Raw genomic sequence first — 23,950 nt, forward strand, 5'->3', positions numbered from 1 at the left:
CGGCATTCGGCCCTCGGTTATCTCGCCCCCAACCACTTCGAAACCCATTTTCAAACTACGTCCCAACTCTGTGCGGCTTAGCTAGACCACCTCATACTGCTGTTCGTTACTGGCTGTAGTACGAAGGGTGAGCGGATAACAAAAACCGGATTTCTCATCGTTGACGGTTCAAGAAATCACACAAGCTTCGATTATTTTATTCCTTGTTCAATAAATGATACGCTGACAATTCTAGAAAATATGAAAAGAGCAGCACCAGGGCATGCAATAAATATGCGCCAATATGGATTGGATTTTGATTTAATGCGCAGTAGTTGGATGGTGACGGATGATGACCTTTTTCCAAATGACTCTTCCAGTGGTAAGCACTGGTACATCAGCGCAGTCGAAATAGCATACCGGGAAAAAGGTGACGGCGCTGGTATAATCATTAGAAAAGACAGCACCACACTCGGCGGAATCCTGATGTCCGTTAGTTTGCAAATCAGTCCACGTAACGAAACTATTAGTGTGAAACAATTTGTGTTTCCACACCCCTGAAAGTTGTCTAAATAGGCCGTCATGCTGAGCTTGTCGAAGCATCTCTCTTGCTGAGCAATTATTTAGTCAGCGGGAGAGATGCTTCGACAAGCTCAGCATGACGGCCTGTTAAACCTGTTCGGATAAATGCTTGGAACCGCAGTGAGCCTTACTTGCCCACCACCTTGTACAGCTGCCCTTTGCTGAGCCGGTCGGTGGTTTGCATGCCGTTCAAAATGGCCAGCTCCTCGTAGCGCTTGGTCGGCACGCCGGCGGCGGCGAAGGCGGCGGCCAGCGTGGTGGGGCCGGCGGCGGTTCTGATGTGGACGTGTTCGGGCTGGCGGTTGAGCTTGCTGGCATCGGTGAGGCGCTGGAAGCCCTGGGCCGTGGCGTCGAACTGCGGGGCGTAGGTGGCAAACGACGCGGCGGCGGCCAGGCCGATGAGGGCGTAGATGCTCTTGCCGTCCTGGATGAGGTAGGCGCGGATGTGGGCCGGGGCGCTCTGCTGGTCCTGGGCGGCCTGGTCGCCCTCCACTACGGCGGCGGGAAAGCCGTTGAGGGTCGTTTTTTGGGCTTGGGCCCCGGTCAGGCCGATTTGCTTCACCAGGGCCTGGGAAGCTTCGTCGAGCGTGCCGCTGCCCGCGCCTAGGAACACCAGCTGGGCCTTGCCGTTGGGCTCGGCCATTTGAAACTGCTCGGGCGTGTTTTGCGACTTCCAGCCGCTGGGCACGGGGAAGCGGAACTTCAGGTCGGGGTGGTAAAACACGCTGTTTTCCACGAAGCCCTGGCGCGGGTCGTCGCCGAAAGTCAGGCCTTCGAGCTGGCGCAGGTACTGGTCGCGGTTCACCAGGAAGGTGCTGCGGCCGGCGCTTTGCTTGGCCTGGGCGGCGAGGCCTTTCACGCGGGTGTAGCGGTCGGCCGAGTTGGGGTGGGTGCTGAGGAACGTGGGGACGCTGCCGCCGCTCTGCGCTTCGGTGCGTTGCAGGGTCTGGAAGAAATCGGCCATGTAGCTGGCGTCGTAGCCAATTTTGGTCGAGTACTTCACCCCCAGGCCGTCGGCTTCGTTTTCATCGCCGCGGCTGTACTTCAGCATCCACAAGCCCACGCCCTGCTGCACCACGCCCCCGATGGACTGCATGACCTGGGGCGCCGCCAGCTGGCCCAGCAGCATGCCGATGCCGGCAATGGTGTTGTTGCGCTGTTGCTTTTTGCCGTGCTGCGCGGTGATGTGGCCCAGCTCGTGGCCCAGCACCCCCGAAAACTGCGCCTCATTATTAAAGTACGCCATGATGCCGCGCGTGAAGTACACGTGGCCGTCGGGCGTGGCGAAGGCGTTGATGATGGGCGAGTCGACCACCGTGAAGCCGTAGTCGCCGGGACGGTCCGAAATGGCCGCCATCTGCTTGCCCCGGGCCGTGATGAGGCTCTGCAGCTTGGCGTCGTTGTAGAGACCAAACTGGGCGATGACGGCCGGGTCGGGCTTGGCGCCTTGCAGCGGGCGGGCGGCGGGCAGGCCCGGGGTGGAGGGGGCGGCGCTGGCCAGCGGGAGGAGCACAGCCAGGGCCCCGGCGCGGAGAAAAGAACGTTTCATGGGCAAAAAAAAGCGGGTGAGGCCGGTGCAGTGGCGGCGGCCGGCCCCGCCCCGTGCCAAAAGTAGTGCCAGAGCCACGGCGGCGTTCATCTGGCCCACACCCGGAAGCGGCGGTATTGCGCGTAAATTTGCCCCGTTCCGCCCTTTTTGTTTCGTTATGGCCCCCCTTCGTTCTTTGTTCGCCGGCTTGCCCGCTGCGCTGCTGCTGGCCGCCTGCGCCCACCAGCCCCAGGCCGCCGGCCCCAGCCGCTTCGCCGCCACGCCGCCCACCATCGACGGCCAAAGCGCCGACTGGGGCCCCGACTCGCTGCACTACGACGCTGCCAGCAAGCTCCAGTACCAGGTGCTCAACGACCAGCGGGCCGTGTACGTGCGCCTCAAGGCCTCCGACCCGCAGACGCAGGGCCGCTTGCTGCGCCAGGGCTTCACGGTGTGGCTCGACACCACGGGCCACAACCAGCAGCAGTTCGGCGTGCGCTACAAGCTGCACCCCGAGCCCGTGGCCAAGCCCGCCACCGGGGCCGACGGCCAGCCCGTGGCCCCCGCCCCCATGGGCCCCGCCGACCGCCACGCCCTGCTGGCCAAGGCCCTGGACGAGGTGCACGAGATGGAGCTGCTCAACTACAAGGGCAACAAAGAGCCCACCTACACCGACACGCAGTCGGCGCTGGGCGTGAAGCTCGGCGTGGCCCTCGACGCGCAGGACAACATCGTGTACGAGCTGGCCGTGCCCCTGCGCCTGCTCTACCACCGGCTGCCCGCGCTGGCCGGCGGCAAGAAACGCGCCGTGGTGGGCGTCACGGTGCTCAGCAACCGCACGGCCATGCCTAGCGGCACCAACAGCAGCGGCATGAGCGTGGTGGGGGCCGACGGCATGAACAGCGGCTACGGCGGCGGGGGCATGGGCGGCGGGGGCTACGGTGGCCGCGGGGGCTACGGCGGGCGCGGCGGCTACGGCGGCGGCGGTATGCGCGGCGGCATGCCCGGCGGCTACGGCGGCCCTCCGTCACTCACGCTCAAGGTCAGCGCCCAGCTCAGCGGCCAGTAGCGGTGGGCGGGGCAGTGCGCCCGCCCCGCTACTGGCCTCGCCACAGCACAGCGGTATTCCCAAATAAAAAATTGCGAAACAAGATTCATTTCTTTTAAAAACGAACAGCGACGCATTTTTGCGTCGCTGTTCGTTTTTAAAAGAAATGAATTCCTACCGTTCTTCTCCGCTTTACTGGTGGGCGTTGGCGTCCAGGGCCTGGTAGCCGATGAGCAGGTCGGCGCGGGTGCCGGGCGGGCGGTAGTACACCAGCAGGTCGTACTGGTTCTCGGTTTCGTAGTGGCTGCCCTCAAAGTAGGTTTCGTCGGCCGTGCCGTCGGGGCGGGCCACGGCAAAATCGTAGTTGTAGTAGCCCTGCTTCAGCAGCGCGTGGCCGGTGTAGAGGTGCGTGGCTTCGTCGTAGGCGAGGCGGTAGGCGTCCTTTAGCTGCCAGTCGCTCAGGGCCCCCAGCACGTACACGGGCCCCGGGGCGGGCTGGTCGGCTTTCAGCTGGAACGTCACGTCGGCGTAGTCGGCGTTGTTGGTGCCGTTGCCGTACTCGCGGCTGTCGAACACGCGGCGGCCGTTGGTGTCGATGTACTGGAAGTAGCCCAGGCCGGCGCGGGTGGTTTCGGGCACCAGCGCCACGGCCACGGGGTTGGCCCGCGGGTCGAGGTGCAGCACGTTCTGGCCCACCACCTGGATGGAGCGGGTGTCGAAGTAGCGGTACTCGCTCAGGCCGGGAAACGTGTTTTCGTAGTTGAAGTACTGGTAGTCGAGCCGCCGCTCGGCGTCGCGCACGAAGGTGGGGCGCAGGCCGTAGCGGGCGTTGTCCCAGCGGAAATTCTGGCGCAGCACCACCTGCACCTCGGCGGCGGGGTTCACCAGTTCCACCCCGGCGTAGCTGATGGCGAAGTCGAGCTGCTGCAACGTGAAGCGCTGCTGCCCGCCCGGGGCCAGCGCCGCCTGCAATGATACCGCCACCTGGTTTTCGTACACCAGCACCCGCCGCGAGAGCAGGGGCACCCCGGCCCCGTCCTGCACCACCCACACGTAGTTGCCGCTGATTTTAACGCTCGGGGCCCCCAGCCGGTAGTGGTAGTAGGGCACCTTTCCGCCGATGCCCACCCGGTAATCGGTGATGACGAACTCATTGATTTCGTTCAGGAACTGGTTGTCAATCAGCGTCGAGGGTTGCCAGTTGGCGTCGCAGTGCACCAGCTTGGCCGTGAGGCGCGGGGCCTGGCTGCCGAGCACGTCGAACTCCAGCGCCAGCGACGGGCTCTGGCCCAGCGGCACCACCGGCGGCTGGAAGACGGCCGTGTTGGCGCCCGTGGCCACGTAGCACTGCACGCTCTGCACGTAGGGCGAGTAAATGTAGTCGGCGTAGCGCAGGGCGGGGGCGGGCCCCCCCGCGCTGGCCCGGTTGGCAGCGGGGGGGGCCGTGGAGGTGATGGGCGTGCCCAGCGGCACGCAGGCCGTGGCCAGCAGCAGGGAGGCGTAGGGAAGGAAGCGCATGGGGCGAAAGTACGGCCGGGGGCAGGATGCCGGTCCCAACGGCGGCGGCGCCCGCCACCCGCAGGCCGCAAGCGCGTGGGCAACGCATTGGCGGCCCTTCCGCGCGGTTCCATTATCAGCCACCGGTACCGATATTCGCACGGCCTGCGCCCCCGCCTTCCTGCGCCCCCGCCTCGACAAAGCGTGGAGCCGGCATTCAATTATTTTCCCACCGCCAACTTTCCACCCGTTGACAACGCTTCGGAAAGCACTACCGCCATGCATAGTAACATTTTTGGATTCGGTTTACTCGTTTCGCTGGCCCTTAGCTCGTGCGCTGCCAAACTGGTTGCAATAGCTGATAAAACGGACGAGCAAATAAAAACAACTTACCAAGTAACGAAGGATGTCCCCTACGGAGCCGATAAAGAGCAAACCATGGACATCTACCTTTCCGGGGAGGCGAAAAAGTTAAACCGTAAAAACTTGACCGTCGTTTTCCTGCACGGCGGCGGCTATTACGTCAGCGATAAATCCAAAGAGGAACGATACATCCGGCCCTATTTAAAAAAGGGGCTAAACGTCGTCAACCTGAATTACCGAATCAAAAGGGGCGTTCCCGTTGCGACGGAAGATTTACCCAACGCTTTGAATTACCTGGCAACGCAGCGCGCAACGTATCCGCTGAACTTGGACCGGGTAATCCTCACGGGCTTTTCGGCGGGCGCGCACATTGCGAGCATGGCGGCGGTTACCGCAAACGACCCGGCGTACCCCAATAAGCTAGTGCCCGGAATTAAAATTGCCGGCGTCATCAACTTCTCGGGGCCCGTTGATGGTCTGGACGTGGTAGAGCACGTTTTCATGAACAACGAGGTGCCCATCATGAAGGAGATTGGCATGGCCCTCTTCCCGGAGACTACAGATTACGCGCCCAAAGAACTCGTGGCGAAATACGAACCGATAAATTATTTCGATAAAAACGACCCGCCGTTTTTCCTGTGGCACGGCGGCAAGGACGACCAGGTTCCGGCCAGCACCTTCGAAAAGTTTGTGGCCCTGCTCAACCAAGAACCCAACAAGAACGAAGTGCTTTTCCTGCCCGAAGGCCTGCACAGCCCAAGCTCAAACGAATTAAACAGCGCTTACGAAAAGATATTTGTGTTCCTAGACAAACTGTAAACGCCAACAATAACCTTCTCGTTTATGAATGTGAAAATAAATTATTTGGGCAGTGTTCTTAAACGGGTTGGTCCGGCAAATTATCCGAAGGGTTTTGTCGGATCACTCTTGCTAAAAAAAATAGTAACACCAGTCGATTATCAGGGTGGTCCGACGACGAAAAAAGTCGCCGGACCACCCTGTTTTAAACTACCGCCAATATTGTTAATAAATCGGATGCTTTAGTAAGCAAGCAGTATAAGTGATTAGAAGAGGTTATTCAAAATTAATTTTTGCAAATATGAAATTTTTGCAAATATGAAATATGTATTCATAGGTTTACTACTTGCCACCTGCTCACCATCGGTTGCTCAGGTAAAATCTAGAATTATCTGGCCCGGTAGGAGCATCGTTTTTAAGACGGATAGCACCGAAGGAATGATATTTAGAAAAGCATTTAAACCGCGTGAAGGGGGAGGTAGAGTAAATTTGGTTAGAATCTTCTCAAAAGACGAAAACGCTAAGCTTTACGTCCCGTCGATAGCCGTTGTTGTGAACGTTGAGGAAATATTAAAAAATTACTTGGCAAGAGAGCACAGGGATTTAAAAGAAGATTTGAGTCATTATGTAAAACAATATTTCGGCTATATCACTTCAAAAGGCGACACGATTTTGTGTATTAATTGTTTTTGGAATGATGAAATAAAAAAGGAAAAATACTGGCAAAAAGAACCTGTTAATGTATTTGATGGTGGATCAAACTATTTTAGGGTCAGGTATAATGTTACAAAAAAAGAATTTTTTGCATTTAGAGAAAATGGATTAGGCTAATAATGAATTACGAAGCTCTCATTATATTCTAAATATCTTAGATAAATATCTAAAGACTTTGTAATCATTTTATTAATTTCTGGAGTTCACAGCCTAAAGCAAATTTCGCGGCGTTTCAAGCATATGTCCTTGAAACGCCGCGAAATTTGCTTTAGGCAGATACTTTCTTTTTTCAAACCAACTCTTCCCAGCGCTTGGTTTGCGCCCCTATCTCTTTTTTTACCACCTCAAATTTTACCGTGGCGTCCTTGAGTTTGGCTACGTTAGAATAAATACCTGACTCGGCTAGCTGTGCTTCGTACACGGCCAGCTCTTTTTCAAGCACCGTGATGCGGGCTTCTACTTCTTGTAGCTCACGGGCAGCTTTTTGACATCGTTGCTACTGTGGTTACTAATGGCGGCTTCGGTTTTTTTCTCCTCCTTGGTCTGGGGCTTGGGGGCGCTGGGCGGTACCGGCTGGCTTTTTTGGCGGCCTACTCGTGGTCTTTCTGCCACTGCCCGTACTCGGCGTGGGTGCTAGGGTAATCTTTCAACCGGAAGTCCTTAGATGTACTGAATTTTGTTGGTCACATTTTTTGGGCGTGCTGGCCCGGCCGCTACTGGCCGGCCGATCGGGGTTGGTGCTGGGCGGCCAAGAAGAAGAAAGGCAGGTGGAGAAGAAGGCGCAGGGGCAAAAGCTGCGGCCAGGCCAACCCAAAATAAGCCAGCATCCCATTCGCCAGCGACTTCAAGCGATTTAAGAATATCTAAACTACATTTGCGTAGAAGCGTCTGATAATCAACTAATAAATTTGCGATTGGGCCAAGCGCTGCACGCAGCCGTCAACCCTGATTTTGCCGTTGCTAAGTGCGCTGAAACCAGCTAAATGTGGTTTTTTAATCCCTAACTAAACTTTTCGTCATGGGTTCGCAGGCAATACAAAGCAAGCTTTGGGGGCAGCGCCCCGGCGACTGGGCCAGCGTTCAGGAGCAAACCGGCCTCGCCGGCTACACCTTCGCGCTGGATGCTGTTGGCCCCACGCCGGGCACTCGGTTGCTGGATGTGGGCTGCGGCACCGGCTACTTCAGCCAGCTGGCCAGTGCCCAGGGGGCCCAAGTAACGGGCCTCGACGCTACCCCGGCCTTCGTAGCCGCCGCCCGCGAGCGGGTGCCCACCGCCACGTTCGTCGTCGGTGAGATGGAGGAACTGCCTTTCCCCGACGGGGCTTTTGACCTGGTGTGCGGCTTCAACTCGTTTCAGTACGCGGCCAACGTCAAAAATGCCTTGCTCGAAGCCAAGCGCGTGCTGGCCGATGCGGGCCAGTTGGTAGCCATGATATGGGGCAATAAAGAGGAGTGCGAGGCCGCTACCTACCTCAAAGCCGTCGGGGGCCTGCTACCCCCGCCGCCACCCGGTGCGCCGGGCCCATTTGCGCTGTCCGAGAACAGCTTACTGGAAAATATACTCCAGGAAATAGGCCTGAAAATTGAGCTTACCGCCGACGTGCCGTCTGTGTGGGACTACCCGGATGCAGAAACCGCCCTGCGTGGCCTGGTCTCGGCCGGTCCCGTGGCCAGGGCCGTCGAGCACGTGGGCTTCGAGCAGGCCTACGCCACCATTGCCAGCGCCGTGCGGCCCTACGTGCAGCCCAATGGCCGGGTAGTGTACCACAACAAATACCGAATTGTGGTAGCAAAAAAGGTCGATTAACCGGGAGAGCGCAACCGGTTTTTGATAAATGCAGCCAAGAGAGTGCTGATTACGATGGCTATTCGCCTGTTGTGCGTTCGACATTGACACCACCTGCGCCCTGCTGAAAAGCGAAGGCTTCACCATCGTCGAAGACCAGCCCCTTTTTTCTGAGTTTCTGGGCCCGTGGCTGCAATTTTTTCAACCTGCTGGGCCCCTGAGCGGTTGGAGTTCTGCCAGATTCTGTGAGGAAGTAGCCAGCATCAAAATTCATACACACGTAACCCAACGCGCCCGCATTGCTTCTCCCACCGACGACCTGAACTTATGAAATGATAAGTGGTGTAATCCTAACCGATTTGGAATAGATTGCTGTTGCTTGCGGTATATCATAATATTGAAAATCCAAATGTTAACGTAAATATTGTAGAGGCTTGGATTGCAGAAAAAATAAAAATTATGACAAAAATTACTCTCGATGATGATTTCCAAACATACTGGTTTGGAATGGGTGACTACGAAATTAATCTGACCATAGTTAATAAAGTTATTAGAGTAATTTACGTTTCAGAGCCCCCTTTTGGGGATTCGTACCATAAGCTTTATGTTGACGACATTGAATTTAAGGGCTTTGTTTGGGGATGCGAGTTTCTTTTTCCTTTCAACCAAGAGTATCTGATTTGTTCTTGGATGAAAGGGTTATATCAACGAAAAACAATCATAATTAATCTAATAAATTTAAATTATCATATTCTTCCAATATCTTATGAAAGCTTTAAACGTCAAAAAAATTACATCTATTTTGAGAGTAAATTATTGAATAAAAGCTTGGCCCTTGATTTAAATAATATACAAAATATATTTAATTAAAGATTTTTCAAATTCTGCTAACGCTAGTTTTCCAATACGGTTATTTGATTACTAAAATAAACCTCATTTTTTAGTTGTATTATACTGCAAAAATTGAATTTATACTTCTCATGCTTCTACACTGCCAAATCGTGTCCGTTGGCGACAAAAATCTATCAACAAAAAAGCCTCTCCCAAAGCAAATTGCTTCAGGAGAGGCTTCTTAATTATTAGCTACCCTAAATTACATCTCCGCCAGCATCTCCCAGCGGTCGTTCAGGCGGCCCAGTTCTTTCTTTACCTGCTCGAATTTCACCGTGGCGTCTTTGAGCTGCGCGGCATTTTGGTAAATCTTGGGGTCGGCCAGCTCCTTTTCGTAGCCGGCTAATTCCTTTTCCAGGGTGTCGATGTTGGCTTCTACTTCGGCCAGTTCTTTCAGCGCCTTTTTCTGGTCGGGCGACGACGTTTTGGCGGGGGCAGTTTCGGCTTTTTTCTCCTCCTTGGGTTGGGGCTTGGGGGCGCTGGGGCTGGGCAGGCCGGCTTTTTTGGCGGCCTTCTCGCGGTCTTCCTGCCACTGCTCGTACTCGGCGTAGGTGCCGGGGTACTCCTTGAGCTGGAAGTCCTCGATGTACCAGATTTTGGTGGCCACGTTCTCCACGAAGAACCGGTCGTGGCTGATGACGATGAACGTGCCCTGGTACTGCTCCAGGGCCTGAATCAGGATGTTCACCGACACCATGTCGAGGTGGTTGGTGGGCTCGTCGAGCAGCAGGAAGTTGGCTTCCGAAATCAGGGTTTTGGCCAGGGCCACCCGGCTTTTCTCGCCGCCGCTCAGCACCTTGATTTTCTTGAACACCTCCTCGCCCGTGAACAGGAACGAGCCCAGCACCGAGCGCAGCTCCATGTCGTTGCGCTTCGAGCCGGCCTCGCTCATCTCCTGAAGGATTTCATTGTCCAGGGTCAGGCTTTCGAGCTGGTGCTGGGCGTAGAACGACATGATGACGTTGTGGCCCAGCTGGTGCTTACCGGCGGTGGGGGCCTCGGTGCCGGCCACCAGGCGCATGAGCGTCGATTTGCCCTTGCCGTTGGCCCCAATGAGCGCGATTTTGTCGCCCCGCTCGATGTGCACGTTCGTGTCGCGGAAAATCAGCTTCTCGTCGTACTTCTTCGTCACGTGCTCCATGCGCAGGATGTGCCGGCCGGGCTCGACTTTGAACTGGAACTTGATGTTGACCTTGGCCGCGTCCTGGGCCACGTCCTCGATGCGCTCCAGCTTGTCTAGGGCCTTCACGCGGCTCTGGGCCTGCTTGGCCTTGCTGGCCTTGGCCTTGAAGCGCTCGATGAAGCGCTCGGCGGCCCGGATTTGCGACTGCTGGTTGTCGAAAGCGCCCTTCTGGATGAGGTTGCGCTCCTCTTTTTCCTCTAAATAAAATGAATAGTTGCCGGCGTAGGGCACCAGCTTGCCGCCGGTCACCTCCACGGTGGTGTTGGTGGTGCGGTCGAGGAATTCGCGGTCGTGGCTCACGATGACGACGGCCCCCTCGTAGTCGGCCAGGTAGTTCTCAATCCACTTGATGCTGGGCAAGTCCAGGTGGTTGGTGGGCTCGTCGAGCAGCAGCAGCGAGGGCTGCTGGAGCAGGATTTTGGCCAGCATCACGCGCATGCGCCAGCCGCCCGAAAACGACTTCAGCGGTTTGGCCAGCTCCTCGGTGTTGAAGCCCAGGCCTTCCAGAATCTCCTCGGCGCGCGACTGCATGGTGTAGCCGCCCAGGGCCTCGAACCGCTCCTGCAAGTTGGCCAGCTTCTCCACCAAATCGTCGGAGTAGTCGGTCTCAAACTTTACCAGAATCGCCTCAATCTCGTCCTGCAAGCGCAGCGCTTCCTCGAAGGCCTGCATGGCCACGTGCAGGATGCTCTCGTGCGTGTCGTAGCTCAGCAAATCCTGGTTGAGGAAGCCCAGGCTCACTTCTTTGCTCATCGAGATGCTGCCGCCGTCGGCCTTGTACTCGCCCACCAGCAGCCGCAGCAGCGTGGACTTGCCCGTGCCGTTGAGGCCGATGAGGCCGATTTTGTCTTTGGGCTTGATGTGCAGGCTGGCGTGGTCGTACAGGGCACGGGAGCCAAAGTGGAAGTCGAGGTCGGAGATGGAAATCATCGGGTGCGGCGTATTTGGGCGCAAAGGTACGACGCCGGGGGGCGGGCCGGGGCCCCCACGGCACAACCGTGCCCCGCGCCGGGGCGTATGGCAACGCAGCTACCTGCGTATTCATCCCTAATTCATGCCTACTTTTTTTTCTTCTTCCCCCGGTTTTACCGCTCGCCGCCTGGCCCCCTTGGCCGCCGCGCTGGCCCTGGCCGCCTGTTCTAAAAACGACATTGCCATCGCGCCGCCCGCCGTGCCCGATGCCGTGGTCTTCACCGTGCCCGGCCTCTACCCCGAAGGCCTGCAATACGACGCCACCGGCGGCCGCTTCCTGGTGGGCTCGCAAACGGCGGGGGCCCTGGGGGCCGTGGCCGACGACGGCACCTACTCGGTATTTGCCGACGACGCCTCCCTGGTGTCCACCATCGGCCTGTACTTCGACGCGCCGCGCAACCGCGTGCTGGTGGCCGTGTCGGACCCCGGCTACAACAAGCAGCGCACCACGGCCGCCACGCTGCGCAAGCTGGCCCGCCTGGCCATCTTCAACCGCGACAACGGCCAGCTGGTGCGCACCGTGGACCTGGGGGGCCTGCGCCCCAACTACGCCACCCACTTTGCCAACGACGCGGCCGTGGACGGGCAGGGCAACATTTACGTGACCGACAGCTTCGCGCCCCTCATCTACAAAATCGACGCCCAAGGCACGGCCACCGTGTTTCTGGAAGATGCACGCCTGGCCGCCCCGGCCGGGGCGTTCGGCCTCAACGGCATCGTGTACCACCCCGACGGCTATTTGCTGGTGGCCAAGTCCGACGCCGGGGCCCTCTACAAAGTGCCGCTCAGCAACCCCGCCGGCTTCACCGTCGTCAACACCACGGGCCTGAACCTGAGCGCCATCGACGGCCTGCGCCTGCAAGACAACAACACGCTGCAAGCCGTGACCAACGCCCAGGCCAAGGTGTACCGCCTCACCAGCGCCGACGGCTGGGCCACCGCCACGCTCGGCGGTACCTTCGCCACGCCGCCGCAGTACCCCACCTCCATTGCCCTGCGCCCCGGGGCCGACGGCTACGTGCTGTATTCCAACCTCAACGCCTTGCAGGCCAACGCGCAGCCGCCGGTGAGCCAGTTCACCATTGCCCGGCTGCGGTTCCAGTAGGGGCGGCGGCTCGCACCTGCTTTTTCGTTAGTCGTATGCTCGCCATCACGTCCATGCTGCACCCGCGCAACGCCAAGCGGGTCAACAAAATAATTGCGGAGCTGGAAAATAAATTCGGCTTGAAGGCGGTGCAGGCCACGCCCGCGCCCCACTTCACGTTTATGCTGGCCGGCATCCGGCGCATCGAAACGCTGCGCCAGGCCCTGGCCGAAGTGGCGGCCACCACGTCGCCGTTTGCGGCCTACACCACGGGCATCGGCATCTTTCCGGGGCCCAAGCCCGTGATTTACATCCCCGTGCTGCGCTCCTTCGACCTCAACCACCTGCACCAGCGGGTGCTCGACGTGACGCAGCCACTCTGCAAGGGCACCGACCGCTTCAATTCGCCCTCGCGCTGGCTGCCCCACCTCTCGCTGGCCCTGCACGACACCACGCCCGAAACCCTGGGCCCCGTGCTGCACTTCCTAAACGAGAATACTTATAACATGCGCCTGAACATCAACAACCTCGGCATCATGCAGAAGAAGGGCAACCAATTCCACTGCGTCGAAACCATCCCGTTCACGGGCAAGGACTGAATTGAGTTATGAGTTATGAGTTATGAGTTATGAGTTATGAGTTATGAGTTATGAGTTATGAACATCCTTTGACTGCCTGGACGCCTGCCAACTCATAACCCATAACTCATAACTCATAACTCATAACTAATCCCGGTCAGCGGCTCCAGCTCGGTTTTCTGGTCGAGGCTCTGCCAGAGGTACTTGCAGGCCAGGGTGCGGTAGGGCCGCCAGGCTTCGGCGCGGGCCAGCATCTCTTTTTGCAGGGCCCGGCCGGTGGTGTCGAGGCCGTAGTGGCGGCGCATGGCGTTCTGCACGCCCAGGTCGCCTTCAGCAAACACGTCGGGCTGGTCGAGGGCGAACATTTGCAGCATCTGGGCCGTCCAGCGGCCCACGCCCCGGATGGCCGTCAGGTGCTGGGTAAAGGCTTCCTCGCTGAGGCTGGTGAGGTGCTCGTAGTCGAGCAGGCCGCGCTCGTTGTATTCCGCAATGGCCTTGAGGTAGCCCGCTTTCTGGCGCGAGAGGCCCACCTGGCGCAGGTCTTCATCGCTCATTTCCAGCAGGATGCGCGGCTCGGGGTAGCCCTCGGGCCGGAACAGGGCCGTGAAGCGCCCCCAGATGGCGGCGGCCGCCTTGGTCGAAATCTGCTGGCTGACGATGGCCCGCAGCAGGGCCAGGTACAGGTCTTCGTGGGCGCGGGGCGCGATGGCGGGGCCCCGGGCGATGAGGGCGGCCAGCACCGGGTCGGCGGCGCTCAGGTGCAGCAGGGCGGCGGTTTGGGGCATCGGAGGAGTTAAAAGTTACGGGTTAAAAGTTAAAACGGGGCCGGCCGGTTCAATTTTCAGCTTTCACTTTTAACCCTTGACTTTTACCTTAACTTTTAACTGATGTCGCGCGGGTCGGTGGGCAGGGAAATGATTTCCAGCACCTCCCCGGTTTCGCTCAGGCGCACGCCGGTGAGGGCCTGGCCCCGGTACGCGCCGGTGTCGAGGTACAGCGTTTGGGTGGGGCCGTCGAAGCGGGGGTGGCCGTCGGGGGTGGGGGTGTGGCCCACCACTTGCAGCTTGCCCAGCGGCAGCAGGGGCCCGCGCCGCCACAGCACGCCGTCGGGGTTGTCGGGGTCGAAGGGCAGGGGCGTGTCGGCGCGGCCGGCGTGGGAGATGAGCAGGTGGTCGTTTTCCCACCGCAAGGGCCGGGCGGCTAGCCAGGCGGCGTGGGGCCCCAGCCAGGCCGGGTGGTGGGCGCGGTACTGGTCGAGGGTTTCGCGGCCGCCCCAGCCCAGCCACTCGGGCAGCGGCCCGTGGGGGCCCAGGTGGCGGCCCAGGCCCCAGTCGTGGTTGCCCAACAGAAAAACGGCCCCGTCGGGGTTGGTCAGCTGGAGCTGGCGGGCCAGCTCCACCACGCCCGGGCTGTCGGTGCCGCGGTCCACGAGGTCGCCCACCTGCACCAGACGCTCGGTGGCCGGCCGCCAGCGCCGCAGCAGGGCGCTGAACGTGTGAAAGCAGCCGTGCACGTCGCCGATAACAAAAAGATTCATGTGCGCTCTTAACGGCGAAAACGAAAAAGCGGCTCGGGCGGCGGCCAATATTTGCCGGGCCCCTCGCCAACCGGGGCCGGCCCCGGTTGGCGAGGGGCCCGGGTCAGCAGTCCCGCGCCCCGGCCATCAGCTACCCACCGCCGCAAGCGCCGCTTCTACCCGCGCCAGGCCGGCGTCGTCCACGTCGAGGTGCGTGACGAAGCGCACCCACTGGGGCCCGAACTCGCTGGCCTTGATGCCGTGGGCCGCCAGGTGGGCCAGGAACGCGGCCGTGGGCTGCGACTCGTGCAGGCGGAAAATGACGAGGTTGGTCGCCGGGGCCAGCACCTCGGCCACGTAGGGCTGGCGGGCCAGGGCAGCGGCCAGGCGGGCGGCGCGGGCGTGGTCGTCGGCGAGGCGGTCCACGTTGTTTTCCAGGGCGTAGAGGCCGGCGGCGGCCAGGTAGCCGGCCTGCCGCCACCCGCCCCCGAAGGCCTTGCGCAGCCGCTTGCACTTCTGAATGAACGCCGCCGAGCCCAGCAGCACCGAGCCCACCGGGGCCCCCAGGCCCTTGCTCAGGCACACCGAAATGGAATCGAACAGCTGGCCGTAGTCTTCGCTGCGCTGGCCCGTGGCCACCAGGGCGTTGAACACGCGGGCCCCGTCGAGGTGCAGCGGCAGCTGGTGGCGGCGGGCCACGTCGGCAATGGCCACCAGCTCGGGCCAGGCGTAGCAGCTGCCGCCGCCGCGGTTGTGGGTATTTTCGAGGCAGATGAGCCGCGTAGTAGGGTAGTGCACGTTCGTGGGCCGGATGGCGGCCTCCACCTGCGCGGCCGTGAGGCGGCCCCGCTCGCCGGGCAGCAGCGCCACGCTGGCCCCCGAGTGGAAGGCGATGCCGCCCACTTCCCACAGGTACACGTGGGCCGTCTGCTCGCAAATTACTTCGCTCAGCGGCTCGGTGTGGGCCTTGATGGCGATTTGGTTGGTCATGGTGCCCGAGGGGCAAAACAGGCCGGCCGCTAGGCCGAAGCGGGCGGCGGCGGCGGCTTCGAGGCGGGCCACGGTGGGGTCCTCTTCGTACACGTCGTCGCCCACGGGGGCCCCGAACATGGCTTCGAGCATGGCCGGGGTGGGACGCGTCACGGTGTCGGAGCGCAGGTCGACGGGGGGTAGGGCGGGAGCGGGCATGGTGTGGGCAGCGAGGAAAAATCGGGCAGTGGGCCAGCAGCGGCCCGCGGCAAAAGTAGCCCGTGGGGCCCCGGGGTGGGCCCTAAACCCGTTAAATGCCCCCTCGTTTTTACTTTCCAAATTAAAGCCGTACTTTTGCCCTCCATTTCCTAAGCAATAAGACCTTAACCGCCCGGCATCATGTCCGTTACCCGCCTCAAGCGCAAGCACCGCAAAAACATTGCCCGCGCCAACAACAAGCAGCACATCATCAAAAACCTGCTCCGCACCCCGGTGCTGAAGAACGTGGACCTGGACGAGTTGAAGGCCCGCTTCACCGCGCCGGCGGATGCCGCTCCGGCCGCCAAAGCCGAAGCTCCGGCCGCCCCAGCGGCTAAGACCGAGGCGCCAACCGCCCCGGCGGCCAAAGGCGAGGCCCCTGCGGCCCAAGCTGAGGCCCCCGCGGCCAAAGGCGGGTCGCTGCTCGACAAAGCCAAGCACGCCGTGAGCGGTGCTGTGGACGCGGTGTCGCACTCCGAAGTGCTCGACAAAGCCAAGCACGCCGTGAGTGACGCCGTAGACGCGGTTTCGCACTCCGAAGTGCTTGACAAGGCCAAAACTGCCGTGAGCGACGCCCTCGACACGGTGAGCCATTCGGACGTGGTGGAGAAAGCCAAAGAAGTGGCCGGCAACGTGGTAGACACCGTGAAGCACGCCGTAGGCGCTGATGCCGAAGCCGCCCCCGCTGCTGAAGCCCCCGCCAACAAAACCGCTGAAAACGCCGCCGACTTCGACGCCGCCGACGCCGTGACCAAGCCCGTGAACGCCGATGGCCAGGAAGGCGTGCACCCCAAGCCCGAAATTGCCCTGTAAGGCTTCCCGCCAAGCAGGAATTATAGTTGAAAAGCGCCTTTCCCGTTCGGGGAAGGCGCTTTTTGTGTTTCTGTGCGGTGCCGGCCTTACTCCGCGGCCCCGCGCTTGCCCAGCTCCACGGCTTGCAGCTCCACCACCCGGCCCGCTTCGATGCCGAAGCGCAGCAGCGTGCGCACCTGGTGGAAGCCGTGGCGGCCGGCCGCGCCGGGGTTGAGGTGCAGCAGGCGGCGGGCTTTGTCGGGCATCACGCGCAGGATGTGCGAGTGGCCCGTGACGAACAGGCCCGGGCGGGCGGCGTCGAGCAGGGGCCGGGCCGCCGGGGCGTAGTGGCCTGGGTAGCCGCCGATGTGGGTGATGAGCACCCGCAGGCCCTCCACCACGAAGTCCTGCACCAGGGGCTCGGTTTGGCGCACGTCGGCCCCGTCGATGTTGCCGTACACGCCCCGGAATACGGGGGCCAGGGCCCGCAGCTCGTCGGCCACGGCGGCGGTGCCGAAGTCGCCGGCGTGCCAGATTTCGTCGCAGCCGCGCAGGTGGTGGGCGATGCGGCCGTCGAAATAGCCGTGGGTGTCGGAGAGCAGGCCGATGCGTTTCATGCGGCAAAGATGAAGCCCGGCGGGCCTGGGCCCGCCACCAAAGCGCCGCCGCCCCGTATCTTGCGGGGCGGCGCGCCTCGGGCCCGGCGACCTCCTTTGTATCCGATTTTTAATTGCGATGAATCTCTTCATCAACGACATCCCGCTGGTTATCAAGAAGCTGAGCGAGAAAGTGTACAAGCACAAGTACGATCTGGTGCTGAGCCCGGACGACGAGTTCACGTCGAAAGACCTGGTGGGCGACGTGCTGGTGCGCGACGCCACGGCCGCGTTCCTCGACCGCCTGCTGCGGCTGATGGAGGTGAAAAAGCTGAAAAAGCTGACCTCGCTCACCATGCTCGTGCGCCGCAAGGCCGTGCTCATTCAGCACCTCAAGGACCAGTTCAAGATTGCCAAAGCCGCCGGCGGGCTGGTGGTGAAGGACGGGCAGGTGCTGATGATTTACCGCCTCGGCAAGTGGGACCTGCCCAAGGGCAAGCTCAAGAGCGACGAGGACACCGTGCTCGGGGCCCTGCGCGAGGTGGAGGAGGAAACCAACGTCAAGCTGTCCATCGGCGAGGAGTTGCCCAGCACCTGGCACAGCTACGCCTACAAGGGCAACAAGATGCTGAAGAAAACCAGCTGGTACGTGATGCAGTGCCTCGACGATTCGCTGATGAAGCCCCAGGCCGAGGAATACATCGAAGAAGTGCGCTGGATGACGCCCCAGGAGGCCCTGGCCAAGCTCGACGACTCCTACGCCTCCATTGCCCTGGTGATGCGCCACTACCTGAGCAAGGCCGGCGGCAAGTCGTCCAAGGAAGCGTCGGCGGCCGGCAAGTAACCGCCTAGCCGTACCTTCGGGCCATGCCCCGCCCCGCCCGGTTACTGCCGCTGCTCTTGCTTGTGCTGGCCGCCTTGGGGCCGCAGGGCTGCTCGCGGGCCCATGAGCGCGAAGGCTCCAAGGCCGCGGTGCAGGGCTCCGCGCTGCCTACGGCCGCCGCGCCTGCCCTCGACGTGCCGGCCCTGCTGGGGCGCACCATCGACGAGGTGCACCAGCGCCTGGGGCCGCCTCGGGCGCTGCCCGACGGCTTCCAGGACCCCGTCACGCCGGGCCCCGGCGATTCGACGCTCGTGTTCCGGCAGCAGGGCCTGACGATGGTGGTGCGGTACGACGCCCCCAGCCGCCGCGTGCTCGACCTGCTCGTGCTGGGCCCCGACGAAGACGTGCTCATGCGCCAAACGGGCCTGCTGGCGGGCAACCCGGCCTACCTGCTGCTGCCCGTGTTCGCCGTCAACCGCAGCACCCGGCTCCTGGGCCTGCGCGTGGTGCCCCTGGGCTAAGGCTGCGGGGCCGGCGCGGGCAGCGGAAAGGGCACGAAATCGCGCACATCGCCGCCGTAGCGGTGAATGTCGCGGATGATGGTGCTGCTGATGGCCGCCAGCGGCGGGGCCGTAATCAGGAACACCGATTCCAGCCCGGGGTTGACGTGGCGGTTGGCCTGGGCGATGGTGTTCTCGTACTCGAAATCGGTGGTGTTGCGCAGCCCGCGCAGCAGAAACTGGGCCCCCACCTCGCGGGCGTACACCGCCGTCAGCCCCCGAAACGTGCGCACCGCCACGCGCGGCTCGTCGGCAAACACGCCCTTGATTAGCTCCAGCATCTGCTCCAGGGGCAGGTAGCGCTGCTTGCTGCTGTTGGTGCCGATGGCCACAATTACCTCGTCGAACAGCGCCGTGCCGCGCCGCACCACGTCGAGGTGCCCGTTGGTGAACGGGTCGAACGAGCCGGGAAAGAGGGCAATGCGGGGCATTTATTTGAGTTATGAGTTATGAGTTACGAGTTACGAGTTACGAGTTTCGGGCCGAACGACGGACGGGCAACTTGCCGCTCACACATTATTCAACTCATAACTCATAATTCAAAACCCATAACTAAATGAAGTGCAGGCTGAACAAGTCGAAGTAGCGGTGGTCGAACACTTCGTTGAAGCGGTAGCTGTAGAACAGGTCGTAGGGCCGGGGGCCGAAGCGGACGTGGCGCACGTAGTTGCGCAGCAGCGTGAACAGGGCCGAGTCGTGGGTCAGCTCGCCCCACACGGTCAGCTCGTCCTGGTCGGGGTTCAGGCCCAGTTCCTGCATCACCAGCACCGTGTAGTAGAGCACATCTTCGGCGGTGGCGAAGGCGAACACGTTGCAGTATTCGAGTTGGGAGCCGAGCACGACCAGGGCCAGCTCGTGGTGGCCCAGGCTGAGGTAGAGCCGGCGCGGCCCCCCCGCGTCGCGCTGGTGGGCCAGGCCGGCCAGCAGGCCGCTGGTGTGGTGCAGCAGCTGCCCGGCGGGCCCGTGGGTAGCCGCCAGCCAATCGGCCAGCGCCGCGTCGGCAGCGAATACGTTCACTAGTTCCAGCGCCGGGTGGGGGCGGGCGTAGGCGGCTTCGGCGGGGGCCAGGGCGTGGTGCAGGCGCAGGGCGGCGGCTTCGTCGCCGGGCCGGAACAGGGCGGCCGGCAGCAGCGTGAAGGCCCCGCCGGTGGTGGCCAGGCGCACGGCGTGCCAGCCGGCACGGCCCAGGCAGTCGTGGGCCGCGGCCAGGGCGGGCAGGCCGCCGGGCGGCAGGGCGTGGTCTTCGAGCAGCACAAACGACTGGCGGGCCTTTTCGATGGCGGCCATGCGCACGCGGCCGCCCCCCACGGTGAGGTACAGGTTGTAGGCGGCGAGCTGGTGGGCGTCGAAGGTTTCGTCGCGCAGGCGCAGCAGCGGCGTCGCGCCGGCGGGCGCGTGGGGAGCAGTTGAAAGGGCGGCGGAAGCGGGCACGGGCGGAGCAAAAAGCCGAAGGGCGGCCGCAAGATACGGCCCCCGGCCCTACCCCCCGAAGTGCAGCTGGGGCACAAACAGGTCGTCTACGCTGAGCAGGCCGCGCAGCACGGGGTGAACGTGGGCCGGTGGCAGGGCCAGCAGCTGCCGGGGCGTGTGCCAGGCCAGTTCAGTGAGCAGTTGGGCCCCGGCGGCGTGCTCGGGGTCGTGGCCCAGGCGCGGGGCGGGGGCCGCATCGCCGGCCGCCAGCACTTCAAAAAACAGCTCCAGGGCCTGCAGGCCGTCGCGCCGGAACTCGTGCAGGTGCAGGAAGCGGCCCACGCGCACGGCCAGCCCAGTTTCCTCCCGGAACTCGCGCACCAGGGCTTCGTGCAGGCTCTCGCCGAACTGCCAGCCCCCGCCCGGCGGCGACCAAAAGGGGGCCCCCAGGGGCAGCAGGCCCCGGTGGGCGGCCAGCAGCAGGCCGCCTTCGTGCAGCAGCAGGCCCCCCACGCGCACGCGCACCTTGCCGGTGTAGAGCGCGAGCAGCGGGTCGGGGGGCAGGGCGGGGGAATCGGGCATCGCGGCGCAAAAAAAGGCCCGGAAGCAGGTCGGGCGCGGGCCCTGTACGCAAACGCTGCGCTTAGGGTGACAAAACGGCCCCCGGGAGCTTTAAACCGCCGCCCTGCGCCGGGCCGCCCGCCGCTGCCGCCAGCGCCGCACCCGCCCCAGCCCAAACACCACCAGCGCCACCGCCGCCACGCCCGCCACCACCGGCAGCAGCAGCGCCAGGGCCGTGCCGCCCACGGCCAGCCCGTTTTCCAGGGTGGCAAACACGGGGTTGGCCACGCCGCCGGTGGCGGCCGTGGAGCCGGCCCGCAGCAGCGCCGTGCCGCCCTGCACCAGCCCGGCCGTGCCGCCGCCCACCACGATGCCCAGCCCCCAGCGCAGCACCGGGTCGAGGTGGGGCAGGGAGGAGGTCATGAGCAGGGCCCCCGCCACGATGGCCGCCGGCGTGGTGAGCGTGTCGAGCAGGTTGTCGACCACCGGCAGGTAGTAGCCCAGCACCTCGAACACCGTGGCGGCCCCCAGCGCCAGCATGGCCGCCCAGGTGCCCAGCCACGCGAAGCCCGGCGCGGCCGGCAGCCAGCCGAAGTGGTGCGCCACGCTGGCCGCCAGCAGCGGCACAAACACGCGGAAGCCGCTGCTGGCGGCCAGCCCCAGGCCCAGGGCCCCGGCCACGAAGTACTCGGTGAGGGGAAGGGTTTCCATCGCAGGCAAGGAAATAAGAACGTTGAAAGCCAGGGGCTGGCGCAGCGCGGAAGGTACGCCATCGGCCGCCGCCTATCTTTGTCCGGCCCCAGGGTGGGCCCCCAAGCCCGGCAAAACTCCTGGATTAAGTTCTTAAGCGCTCTTAAAAAATACGGCGGGTACAAAACAGTACAAACGTCGCCCGCTTCTTCACTCTTGAATCCCGCCTCTTCTCAGCCCGGCCCCGGCACCCCCGCCGACCTCGAAGCCCGCATTCGCCGCAAGCTGGAGCGCCAGCACTTCATGCACCTCGTGGGGGCCGAGCTGACGGCCATTGCCCCCGGCCGCATCGAAGCGGAGCTGCTAATCGGCGAGCGGCACCAGCAGCAGCGCGGCTTCGTGCACGGCGGCATGGTGGCCACGATGGCCGATTTGGCCGCCGGCTTCGCCGCCGTTACCCTTGTACCCGACGATTTCGGCGTGGTCACGGCCGATTTGCGCGTGTCGTACCTGCACCCCGCCGTGGGGGCCCGCCTCACCGCCATCGGTTGGGTGCTGAAAGCCGGCCGCCGGCTGCACTTCTGCGAAGCCGAGGTGTGGTGCGACGGCAAGCTGGTGGCCAAGGCCTCGGCCACGATGGCCGTGATTGAACCGGCGGCATGAAGCCATTGCTTCAAAAGCCGCCGGACAGATACTTCCGGTTATTTCAAGGAGCCGATGGCAGCTTTGTGGATATGCACGAAACCCACGGCAAGCTGGAAAGCCGCCAGAACATCCCCATTGCCTTCTTTTTGGCGGCCCGGGGCGAACGGGTGCAGCTACTGCCGGTGTACGATTTGCAGGGAATCAAAAGCCCGGACGCCACCCGCGACGGAATGGAATGGGAATTTAAAGTGCCTGAAGGTCGTACTGCCAATGCCATTGACAAAGCCTTGCGCGGAGCAAGCCGGCAAGCGGCCCGCGTGCTGATTCAGGTAGCGGAAGAGCTTGACCGTCAGTTATTGGAGCAGGCTATCCACGGTCGTGTTAGGCGTGCCGTAAACATCGTGGAAGTGGCTATCCTGCTGCCCAGTGCGTTACATCATTTCACGCGACAGGAGATTCTAAACAACACCTTCCGCGGAAAAATGGGCTAAAAAAATGGGGAGCGCAGCATGCTGCGTCTCCCCGGGGGGTCAGGGCTTTCACCCCATCCATTACAAATATACGCAATGCCTGCAATACTTGTTACGCTTGCGATACTTGCAGTGCAAACATCAAAAATTTATGCTTTCCGTTCGCCACCCGTCCGTCCGCGACTTTTTCCCCTACGAGCCGACCGATGACCAGGCGCTGCTCTTTGCCAAGCTCGACGAGTTTTTGCGCGACCAGCTGCCCGGGCGCAAAGTGTTTGTGCTGCGCGGCTACGCGGGCACCGGCAAAACCACCGTTATCAGCGCCCTGGTGCAGTGGCTGCACCAGCTCCAGCGCAAGTACACGCTGATGGCCCCCACGGGCCGGGCGGCCAAGGTGATGGCGGCCTACGCGGGCGTGCCGGCCAGCACCATTCACAAGAAAATCTACCGCCAAACCTCCGGGGCCCCGGCCGAGCGGCTCAGCTTCCAGCGGCAGCCCAACCGGGTGGAGCAGATGCTCTACATCGTGGACGAGGCCTCGATGATTTCGGACGAGAAGGCGTTCGGCGAAACCGGGTTGCTCGACGATTTGATGAACTTCGTGTTCGAGAAGCAGACCAACAAGCTGCTGCTGATTGGCGACACGGCCCAGCTGCCGCCGGTGGGCCAGCTCCTGAGCCCGGCCCTCGACCCCGAGGGCCTGGCCCACCGCTTCCGGGCCCAGGTGGGCACCGTGGAACTGCGCCAGGTGATGCGCCAGGCCCTGAACTCGGGCATTCTGGTGAACGCCACCGAGCTGCGCGAGGAGCTGCGCCAGCCCGTGCCCAACATCCAGCTGCACACGCAGGGCTTCCGCGACATGTTCAAGATGGGCGGCGACAAGCTGGAGGACGGCCTGCGCTGGGCCTACCGCGAGTTCGGGCACGAGAACACGACCATCATCTGCCGCTCGAACCGCAACGCCAACCAGTACAACCAGCTCATCCGCCGAGCGTTGTTCGAGGCCGAGGAGGAGATTGAGGGCGGCGACTACCTGATGGTGGTGCGCAACAACTACTACTGGCTCGAAAAAGACTCCGACATCGGCTTCCTGGCCAACGGCGACTTCCTGCAAATCAGCAAGGTGATGCGGCGCGAGGAGCTGTACGGCTTCCACTTCGCCCAGGCCCGGGTGCGGCTCGTGGACTACCCCGACGAGCCGGAGCTGGAAATCAAGCTGCTGCTCGACACGCTGCACACCGAGAGCCCCGCCCTGCCCGCCGACCGCAACAACGAGCTTTACCAAGCCGTGGCCGCCGACTACGCCCACCTCAAAACCAAGGCCGAGCGCTACAAAGAAATGCGCAAAGACCCGTACCTGAACGCCTTGCAGGTGAAATTTGCCTACGCCCTCACCTGCCACAAGGCCCAGGGCGGCCAGTGGCAGGCCGTGTTCGTGGACCACGGCTACCTGAAGCCCGACGAGCCGCTGGCCGGCGAGTTTGCCCGTTGGCTGTACACGGCCATCACGCGGGCCTCGGAGCGGCTGTTTTTGCTCAACTTCCAGCAGCGCCTGGTGAGCGACCCGCCGGTGGAGGACTGAGGACCGGGCCCCGGGCCCCATTTCCCGCGGGTCGGAATTTAAGGGCCGGGTCCGCTGTTGGGGCAAAAATTGCCG

25 protein-coding genes and 1 pseudogene are annotated in these 23,950 nt (G+C 62.2%); 14 read left to right on the forward strand and 12 right to left on the reverse strand.

Annotation, left to right across the window (positions count from 1 at the left end; translation table 11 throughout):
- Positions 1–240 precede the first annotated feature (240 nt).
- Entirely contained in the window at positions 241–540 is a 300-nt protein-coding gene (locus HNP98_RS17145; RefSeq protein ID WP_173811404.1) for a hypothetical protein, read from the forward strand.
- Positions 541–688: 148 nt separating this feature from the next.
- On the opposite strand, the gene HNP98_RS17150 is transcribed toward HNP98_RS17145, so the two are convergent.
- A complete protein-coding gene (locus HNP98_RS17150) occupies positions 689–2,110 on the reverse strand; it encodes a M48 family metalloprotease (RefSeq protein ID WP_173811405.1) in 1,422 nt (473 codons plus the stop codon).
- A 157-nt stretch (positions 2,111–2,267) separates the two neighbouring features.
- On the opposite strand from HNP98_RS17150, the gene HNP98_RS17155 reads away from it, so the two are divergent.
- Positions 2,268–3,158 carry a hypothetical protein gene (locus HNP98_RS17155; protein ID WP_173811402.1) on the forward strand — a complete coding sequence of 297 codons (891 nt, stop codon included), beginning with the start codon at positions 2,268–2,270 and terminating at the stop codon, positions 3,156–3,158.
- Positions 3,159–3,329: 171 nt separating this feature from the next.
- On the opposite strand, the gene HNP98_RS17160 is transcribed toward HNP98_RS17155, so the two are convergent.
- Positions 3,330–4,655 carry a type IX secretion system plug protein gene (locus HNP98_RS17160; protein WP_173811406.1) on the reverse strand — a complete coding sequence of 442 codons (1,326 nt, stop codon included), beginning with the start codon at positions 4,653–4,655 and terminating at the stop codon, positions 3,330–3,332.
- A gap of 75 nt (positions 4,656–4,730) precedes the next feature.
- Here HNP98_RS17160 and HNP98_RS17165 point away from each other — a divergent pair, with 75 nt between their 5' ends.
- Both HNP98_RS17165 and HNP98_RS17170 read left to right on the forward strand, forming a co-directional pair.
- Positions 4,731–5,816, forward strand: coding sequence for an alpha/beta hydrolase fold domain-containing protein (locus HNP98_RS17165; protein ID WP_173811407.1), 1,086 nt, complete (start codon positions 4,731–4,733; stop codon positions 5,814–5,816).
- Positions 5,817–6,113: 297 nt separating this feature from the next.
- Positions 6,114–6,626 (forward strand): hypothetical protein, encoded by a 513-nt coding sequence (locus tag HNP98_RS17170; protein WP_173811408.1) that lies wholly within the window; start codon positions 6,114–6,116, stop codon positions 6,624–6,626.
- Between the two features lie 172 nt (positions 6,627–6,798).
- Here HNP98_RS17170 and HNP98_RS22505 read toward each other — a convergent pair.
- Positions 6,799–6,981 (reverse strand): annotated as a pseudogene (locus HNP98_RS22505) (ABC transporter C-terminal domain-containing protein); the annotation flags it as partial.
- Between the two features lie 546 nt (positions 6,982–7,527).
- Here HNP98_RS22505 and HNP98_RS17180 point away from each other — a divergent pair.
- Both HNP98_RS17180 and HNP98_RS17185 read left to right on the forward strand, forming a co-directional pair.
- Positions 7,528–8,316: a class I SAM-dependent methyltransferase gene (locus tag HNP98_RS17180; protein WP_173811409.1), complete on the forward strand. Its 789-nt coding sequence runs from the start codon at positions 7,528–7,530 to the stop codon at positions 8,314–8,316.
- Positions 8,317–8,664: 348 nt separating this feature from the next.
- Positions 8,665–9,165, forward strand: a complete 501-nt coding sequence (locus HNP98_RS17185) for a hypothetical protein (RefSeq protein ID WP_173811410.1) — start codon at positions 8,665–8,667, stop codon at positions 9,163–9,165.
- Between the two features lie 223 nt (positions 9,166–9,388).
- On the opposite strand, the gene HNP98_RS17190 is transcribed toward HNP98_RS17185, so the two are convergent.
- Positions 9,389–11,299 carry an ABC-F family ATP-binding cassette domain-containing protein gene (locus HNP98_RS17190; RefSeq protein ID WP_173811411.1) on the reverse strand — a complete coding sequence of 637 codons (1,911 nt, stop codon included), beginning with the start codon at positions 11,297–11,299 and terminating at the stop codon, positions 9,389–9,391.
- A gap of 124 nt (positions 11,300–11,423) precedes the next feature.
- On the opposite strand from HNP98_RS17190, the gene HNP98_RS17195 reads away from it, so the two are divergent.
- Complete coding sequence (locus tag HNP98_RS17195; protein ID WP_173811412.1) at positions 11,424–12,446, forward strand: SMP-30/gluconolactonase/LRE family protein; 1,023 nt, start codon at positions 11,424–11,426, stop codon at positions 12,444–12,446.
- A 35-nt stretch (positions 12,447–12,481) separates the two neighbouring features.
- Complete coding sequence (locus tag HNP98_RS17200) at positions 12,482–13,024, forward strand: 2'-5' RNA ligase family protein (RefSeq protein WP_173811413.1); 543 nt, start codon at positions 12,482–12,484, stop codon at positions 13,022–13,024.
- 113 nt (positions 13,025–13,137) lie between these two features.
- Here the strand turns inward: HNP98_RS17200 and HNP98_RS17205 are convergent, their stop codons facing one another.
- The 3 genes from HNP98_RS17205 to HNP98_RS17215 all read right to left on the reverse strand — a co-directional run bounded on the left by HNP98_RS17205 (position 13,138) and on the right by HNP98_RS17215 (position 15,707).
- Positions 13,138–13,788, reverse strand: a complete 651-nt coding sequence (locus HNP98_RS17205; protein ID WP_173811414.1) for a DNA-3-methyladenine glycosylase family protein — start codon at positions 13,786–13,788, stop codon at positions 13,138–13,140.
- A gap of 95 nt (positions 13,789–13,883) precedes the next feature.
- On the reverse strand, positions 13,884–14,540 hold the full coding sequence (locus HNP98_RS17210; RefSeq protein WP_173811415.1) for a metallophosphoesterase: 657 nt from the start codon (positions 14,538–14,540) through the stop codon (positions 13,884–13,886).
- A 126-nt stretch (positions 14,541–14,666) separates the two neighbouring features.
- Positions 14,667–15,707 carry a threonine aldolase family protein gene (locus HNP98_RS17215; protein ID WP_173811416.1) on the reverse strand — a complete coding sequence of 347 codons (1,041 nt, stop codon included), beginning with the start codon at positions 15,705–15,707 and terminating at the stop codon, positions 14,667–14,669.
- Between the two features lie 180 nt (positions 15,708–15,887).
- On the opposite strand from HNP98_RS17215, the gene HNP98_RS17220 reads away from it, so the two are divergent.
- Positions 15,888–16,559, forward strand: coding sequence for a hypothetical protein (locus HNP98_RS17220; protein WP_173811403.1), 672 nt, complete (start codon positions 15,888–15,890; stop codon positions 16,557–16,559).
- Positions 16,560–16,645: 86 nt separating this feature from the next.
- Here HNP98_RS17220 and HNP98_RS17225 read toward each other — a convergent pair whose 3' ends face one another.
- Positions 16,646–17,155, reverse strand: a complete 510-nt coding sequence (locus tag HNP98_RS17225) for a metallophosphoesterase family protein (protein ID WP_173811417.1) — start codon at positions 17,153–17,155, stop codon at positions 16,646–16,648.
- A gap of 118 nt (positions 17,156–17,273) precedes the next feature.
- Between HNP98_RS17225 and HNP98_RS17230 the strand changes: the two genes are divergently transcribed.
- Positions 17,274–17,978, forward strand: a complete 705-nt coding sequence (locus HNP98_RS17230) for an NUDIX hydrolase (protein WP_173811418.1) — start codon at positions 17,274–17,276, stop codon at positions 17,976–17,978.
- Positions 17,979–18,001: 23 nt separating this feature from the next.
- The gene (locus tag HNP98_RS17235; RefSeq protein ID WP_173811419.1) at positions 18,002–18,478 is read left to right on the forward strand and encodes a hypothetical protein; all 477 of its coding nucleotides are present in this window, start codon (positions 18,002–18,004) and stop codon (positions 18,476–18,478) included.
- On the opposite strand, the gene coaD is transcribed toward HNP98_RS17235, so the two are convergent.
- From coaD to HNP98_RS17255, 4 genes are all read right to left on the reverse strand, one after another.
- Positions 18,475–18,948, reverse strand: coding sequence for a pantetheine-phosphate adenylyltransferase (gene coaD, locus HNP98_RS17240; protein WP_173811420.1), 474 nt, complete (start codon positions 18,946–18,948; stop codon positions 18,475–18,477). The two genes, HNP98_RS17235 and coaD, sit on opposite strands and share 4 nt — an antisense overlap.
- A gap of 121 nt (positions 18,949–19,069) precedes the next feature.
- A complete protein-coding gene (locus tag HNP98_RS17245) occupies positions 19,070–19,948 on the reverse strand; it encodes a DUF3822 family protein (RefSeq protein WP_173811421.1) in 879 nt (292 codons plus the stop codon).
- A 48-nt stretch (positions 19,949–19,996) separates the two neighbouring features.
- Positions 19,997–20,509, reverse strand: a complete 513-nt coding sequence (locus HNP98_RS17250) for an NUDIX domain-containing protein (RefSeq protein ID WP_173811422.1) — start codon at positions 20,507–20,509, stop codon at positions 19,997–19,999.
- Between the two features lie 90 nt (positions 20,510–20,599).
- Positions 20,600–21,199, reverse strand: a complete 600-nt coding sequence (locus tag HNP98_RS17255) for a DUF4126 domain-containing protein (RefSeq protein ID WP_217425818.1) — start codon at positions 21,197–21,199, stop codon at positions 20,600–20,602.
- Between the two features lie 195 nt (positions 21,200–21,394).
- Here HNP98_RS17255 and HNP98_RS17260 point away from each other — a divergent pair, with 195 nt between their 5' ends.
- From HNP98_RS17260 to HNP98_RS17270, 3 genes are all read left to right on the forward strand, one after another.
- Complete coding sequence (locus tag HNP98_RS17260) at positions 21,395–21,841, forward strand: PaaI family thioesterase (protein ID WP_246275192.1); 447 nt, start codon at positions 21,395–21,397, stop codon at positions 21,839–21,841.
- Entirely contained in the window at positions 21,838–22,314 is a 477-nt protein-coding gene (locus HNP98_RS17265; protein WP_173811423.1) for a CdiA C-terminal domain-containing protein, read from the forward strand. Before HNP98_RS17260 ends, HNP98_RS17265 begins: the two co-directional genes overlap by 4 nt.
- A 130-nt stretch (positions 22,315–22,444) precedes the next feature.
- A complete protein-coding gene (locus HNP98_RS17270) occupies positions 22,445–23,875 on the forward strand; it encodes an ATP-dependent DNA helicase (RefSeq protein ID WP_173811424.1) in 1,431 nt (476 codons plus the stop codon).
- The last annotated feature ends 75 nt before the right edge of the window (positions 23,876–23,950 follow it).

Origin of the sequence: Hymenobacter caeli (genome assembly GCF_013294115.1) — a bacterium.
GTDB lineage: Bacteria > Bacteroidota > Bacteroidia > Cytophagales > Hymenobacteraceae > Hymenobacter > Hymenobacter caeli.

What these genes read in the sequence shown, in the direction of transcription:
- HNP98_RS17150 (WP_173811405.1), bottom strand. Translation starts at nt 2,110, where the DNA reads ATGAAACGTTCTTTTCTCCGCGCCGGGGCCCTGGCTGTGCTCCTCCCG.
- HNP98_RS17215 (WP_173811416.1), bottom strand. Translation starts at nt 15,707, where the DNA reads ATGCCCGCTCCCGCCCTACCCCCCGTCGACCTGCGCTCCGACACCGTG.
- HNP98_RS17255 (WP_217425818.1), bottom strand. Translation starts at nt 21,199, where the DNA reads ATGGAAACCCTTCCCCTCACCGAGTACTTCGTGGCCGGGGCCCTGGGC.
- HNP98_RS17270 (WP_173811424.1), top strand. Translation starts at nt 22,445, where the DNA reads ATGCTTTCCGTTCGCCACCCGTCCGTCCGCGACTTTTTCCCCTACGAG.
- HNP98_RS17190 (WP_173811411.1), bottom strand. Translation starts at nt 11,299, where the DNA reads ATGATTTCCATCTCCGACCTCGACTTCCACTTTGGCTCCCGTGCCCTG.
- HNP98_RS17180 (WP_173811409.1), top strand. Translation starts at nt 7,528, where the DNA reads ATGGGTTCGCAGGCAATACAAAGCAAGCTTTGGGGGCAGCGCCCCGGC.
- HNP98_RS17155 (WP_173811402.1), top strand. Translation starts at nt 2,268, where the DNA reads ATGGCCCCCCTTCGTTCTTTGTTCGCCGGCTTGCCCGCTGCGCTGCTG.
- HNP98_RS17210 (WP_173811415.1), bottom strand. Translation starts at nt 14,540, where the DNA reads ATGAATCTTTTTGTTATCGGCGACGTGCACGGCTGCTTTCACACGTTC.
- HNP98_RS17145 (WP_173811404.1), top strand. Translation starts at nt 241, where the DNA reads ATGAAAAGAGCAGCACCAGGGCATGCAATAAATATGCGCCAATATGGA.
- HNP98_RS17225 (WP_173811417.1), bottom strand. Translation starts at nt 17,155, where the DNA reads ATGAAACGCATCGGCCTGCTCTCCGACACCCACGGCTATTTCGACGGC.
- HNP98_RS17160 (WP_173811406.1), bottom strand. Translation starts at nt 4,655, where the DNA reads ATGCGCTTCCTTCCCTACGCCTCCCTGCTGCTGGCCACGGCCTGCGTG.
- HNP98_RS17170 (WP_173811408.1), top strand. Translation starts at nt 6,114, where the DNA reads ATGAAATATGTATTCATAGGTTTACTACTTGCCACCTGCTCACCATCG.
- HNP98_RS17230 (WP_173811418.1), top strand. Translation starts at nt 17,274, where the DNA reads ATGAATCTCTTCATCAACGACATCCCGCTGGTTATCAAGAAGCTGAGC.
- HNP98_RS17235 (WP_173811419.1), top strand. Translation starts at nt 18,002, where the DNA reads ATGCCCCGCCCCGCCCGGTTACTGCCGCTGCTCTTGCTTGTGCTGGCC.
- HNP98_RS17250 (WP_173811422.1), bottom strand. Translation starts at nt 20,509, where the DNA reads ATGCCCGATTCCCCCGCCCTGCCCCCCGACCCGCTGCTCGCGCTCTAC.
- HNP98_RS17195 (WP_173811412.1), top strand. Translation starts at nt 11,424, where the DNA reads ATGCCTACTTTTTTTTCTTCTTCCCCCGGTTTTACCGCTCGCCGCCTG.
- HNP98_RS17265 (WP_173811423.1), top strand. Translation starts at nt 21,838, where the DNA reads ATGAAGCCATTGCTTCAAAAGCCGCCGGACAGATACTTCCGGTTATTT.
- HNP98_RS17200 (WP_173811413.1), top strand. Translation starts at nt 12,482, where the DNA reads ATGCTCGCCATCACGTCCATGCTGCACCCGCGCAACGCCAAGCGGGTC.
- coaD (WP_173811420.1), bottom strand. Translation starts at nt 18,948, where the DNA reads ATGCCCCGCATTGCCCTCTTTCCCGGCTCGTTCGACCCGTTCACCAAC.
- HNP98_RS17220 (WP_173811403.1), top strand. Translation starts at nt 15,888, where the DNA reads ATGTCCGTTACCCGCCTCAAGCGCAAGCACCGCAAAAACATTGCCCGC.
- HNP98_RS17205 (WP_173811414.1), bottom strand. Translation starts at nt 13,788, where the DNA reads ATGCCCCAAACCGCCGCCCTGCTGCACCTGAGCGCCGCCGACCCGGTG.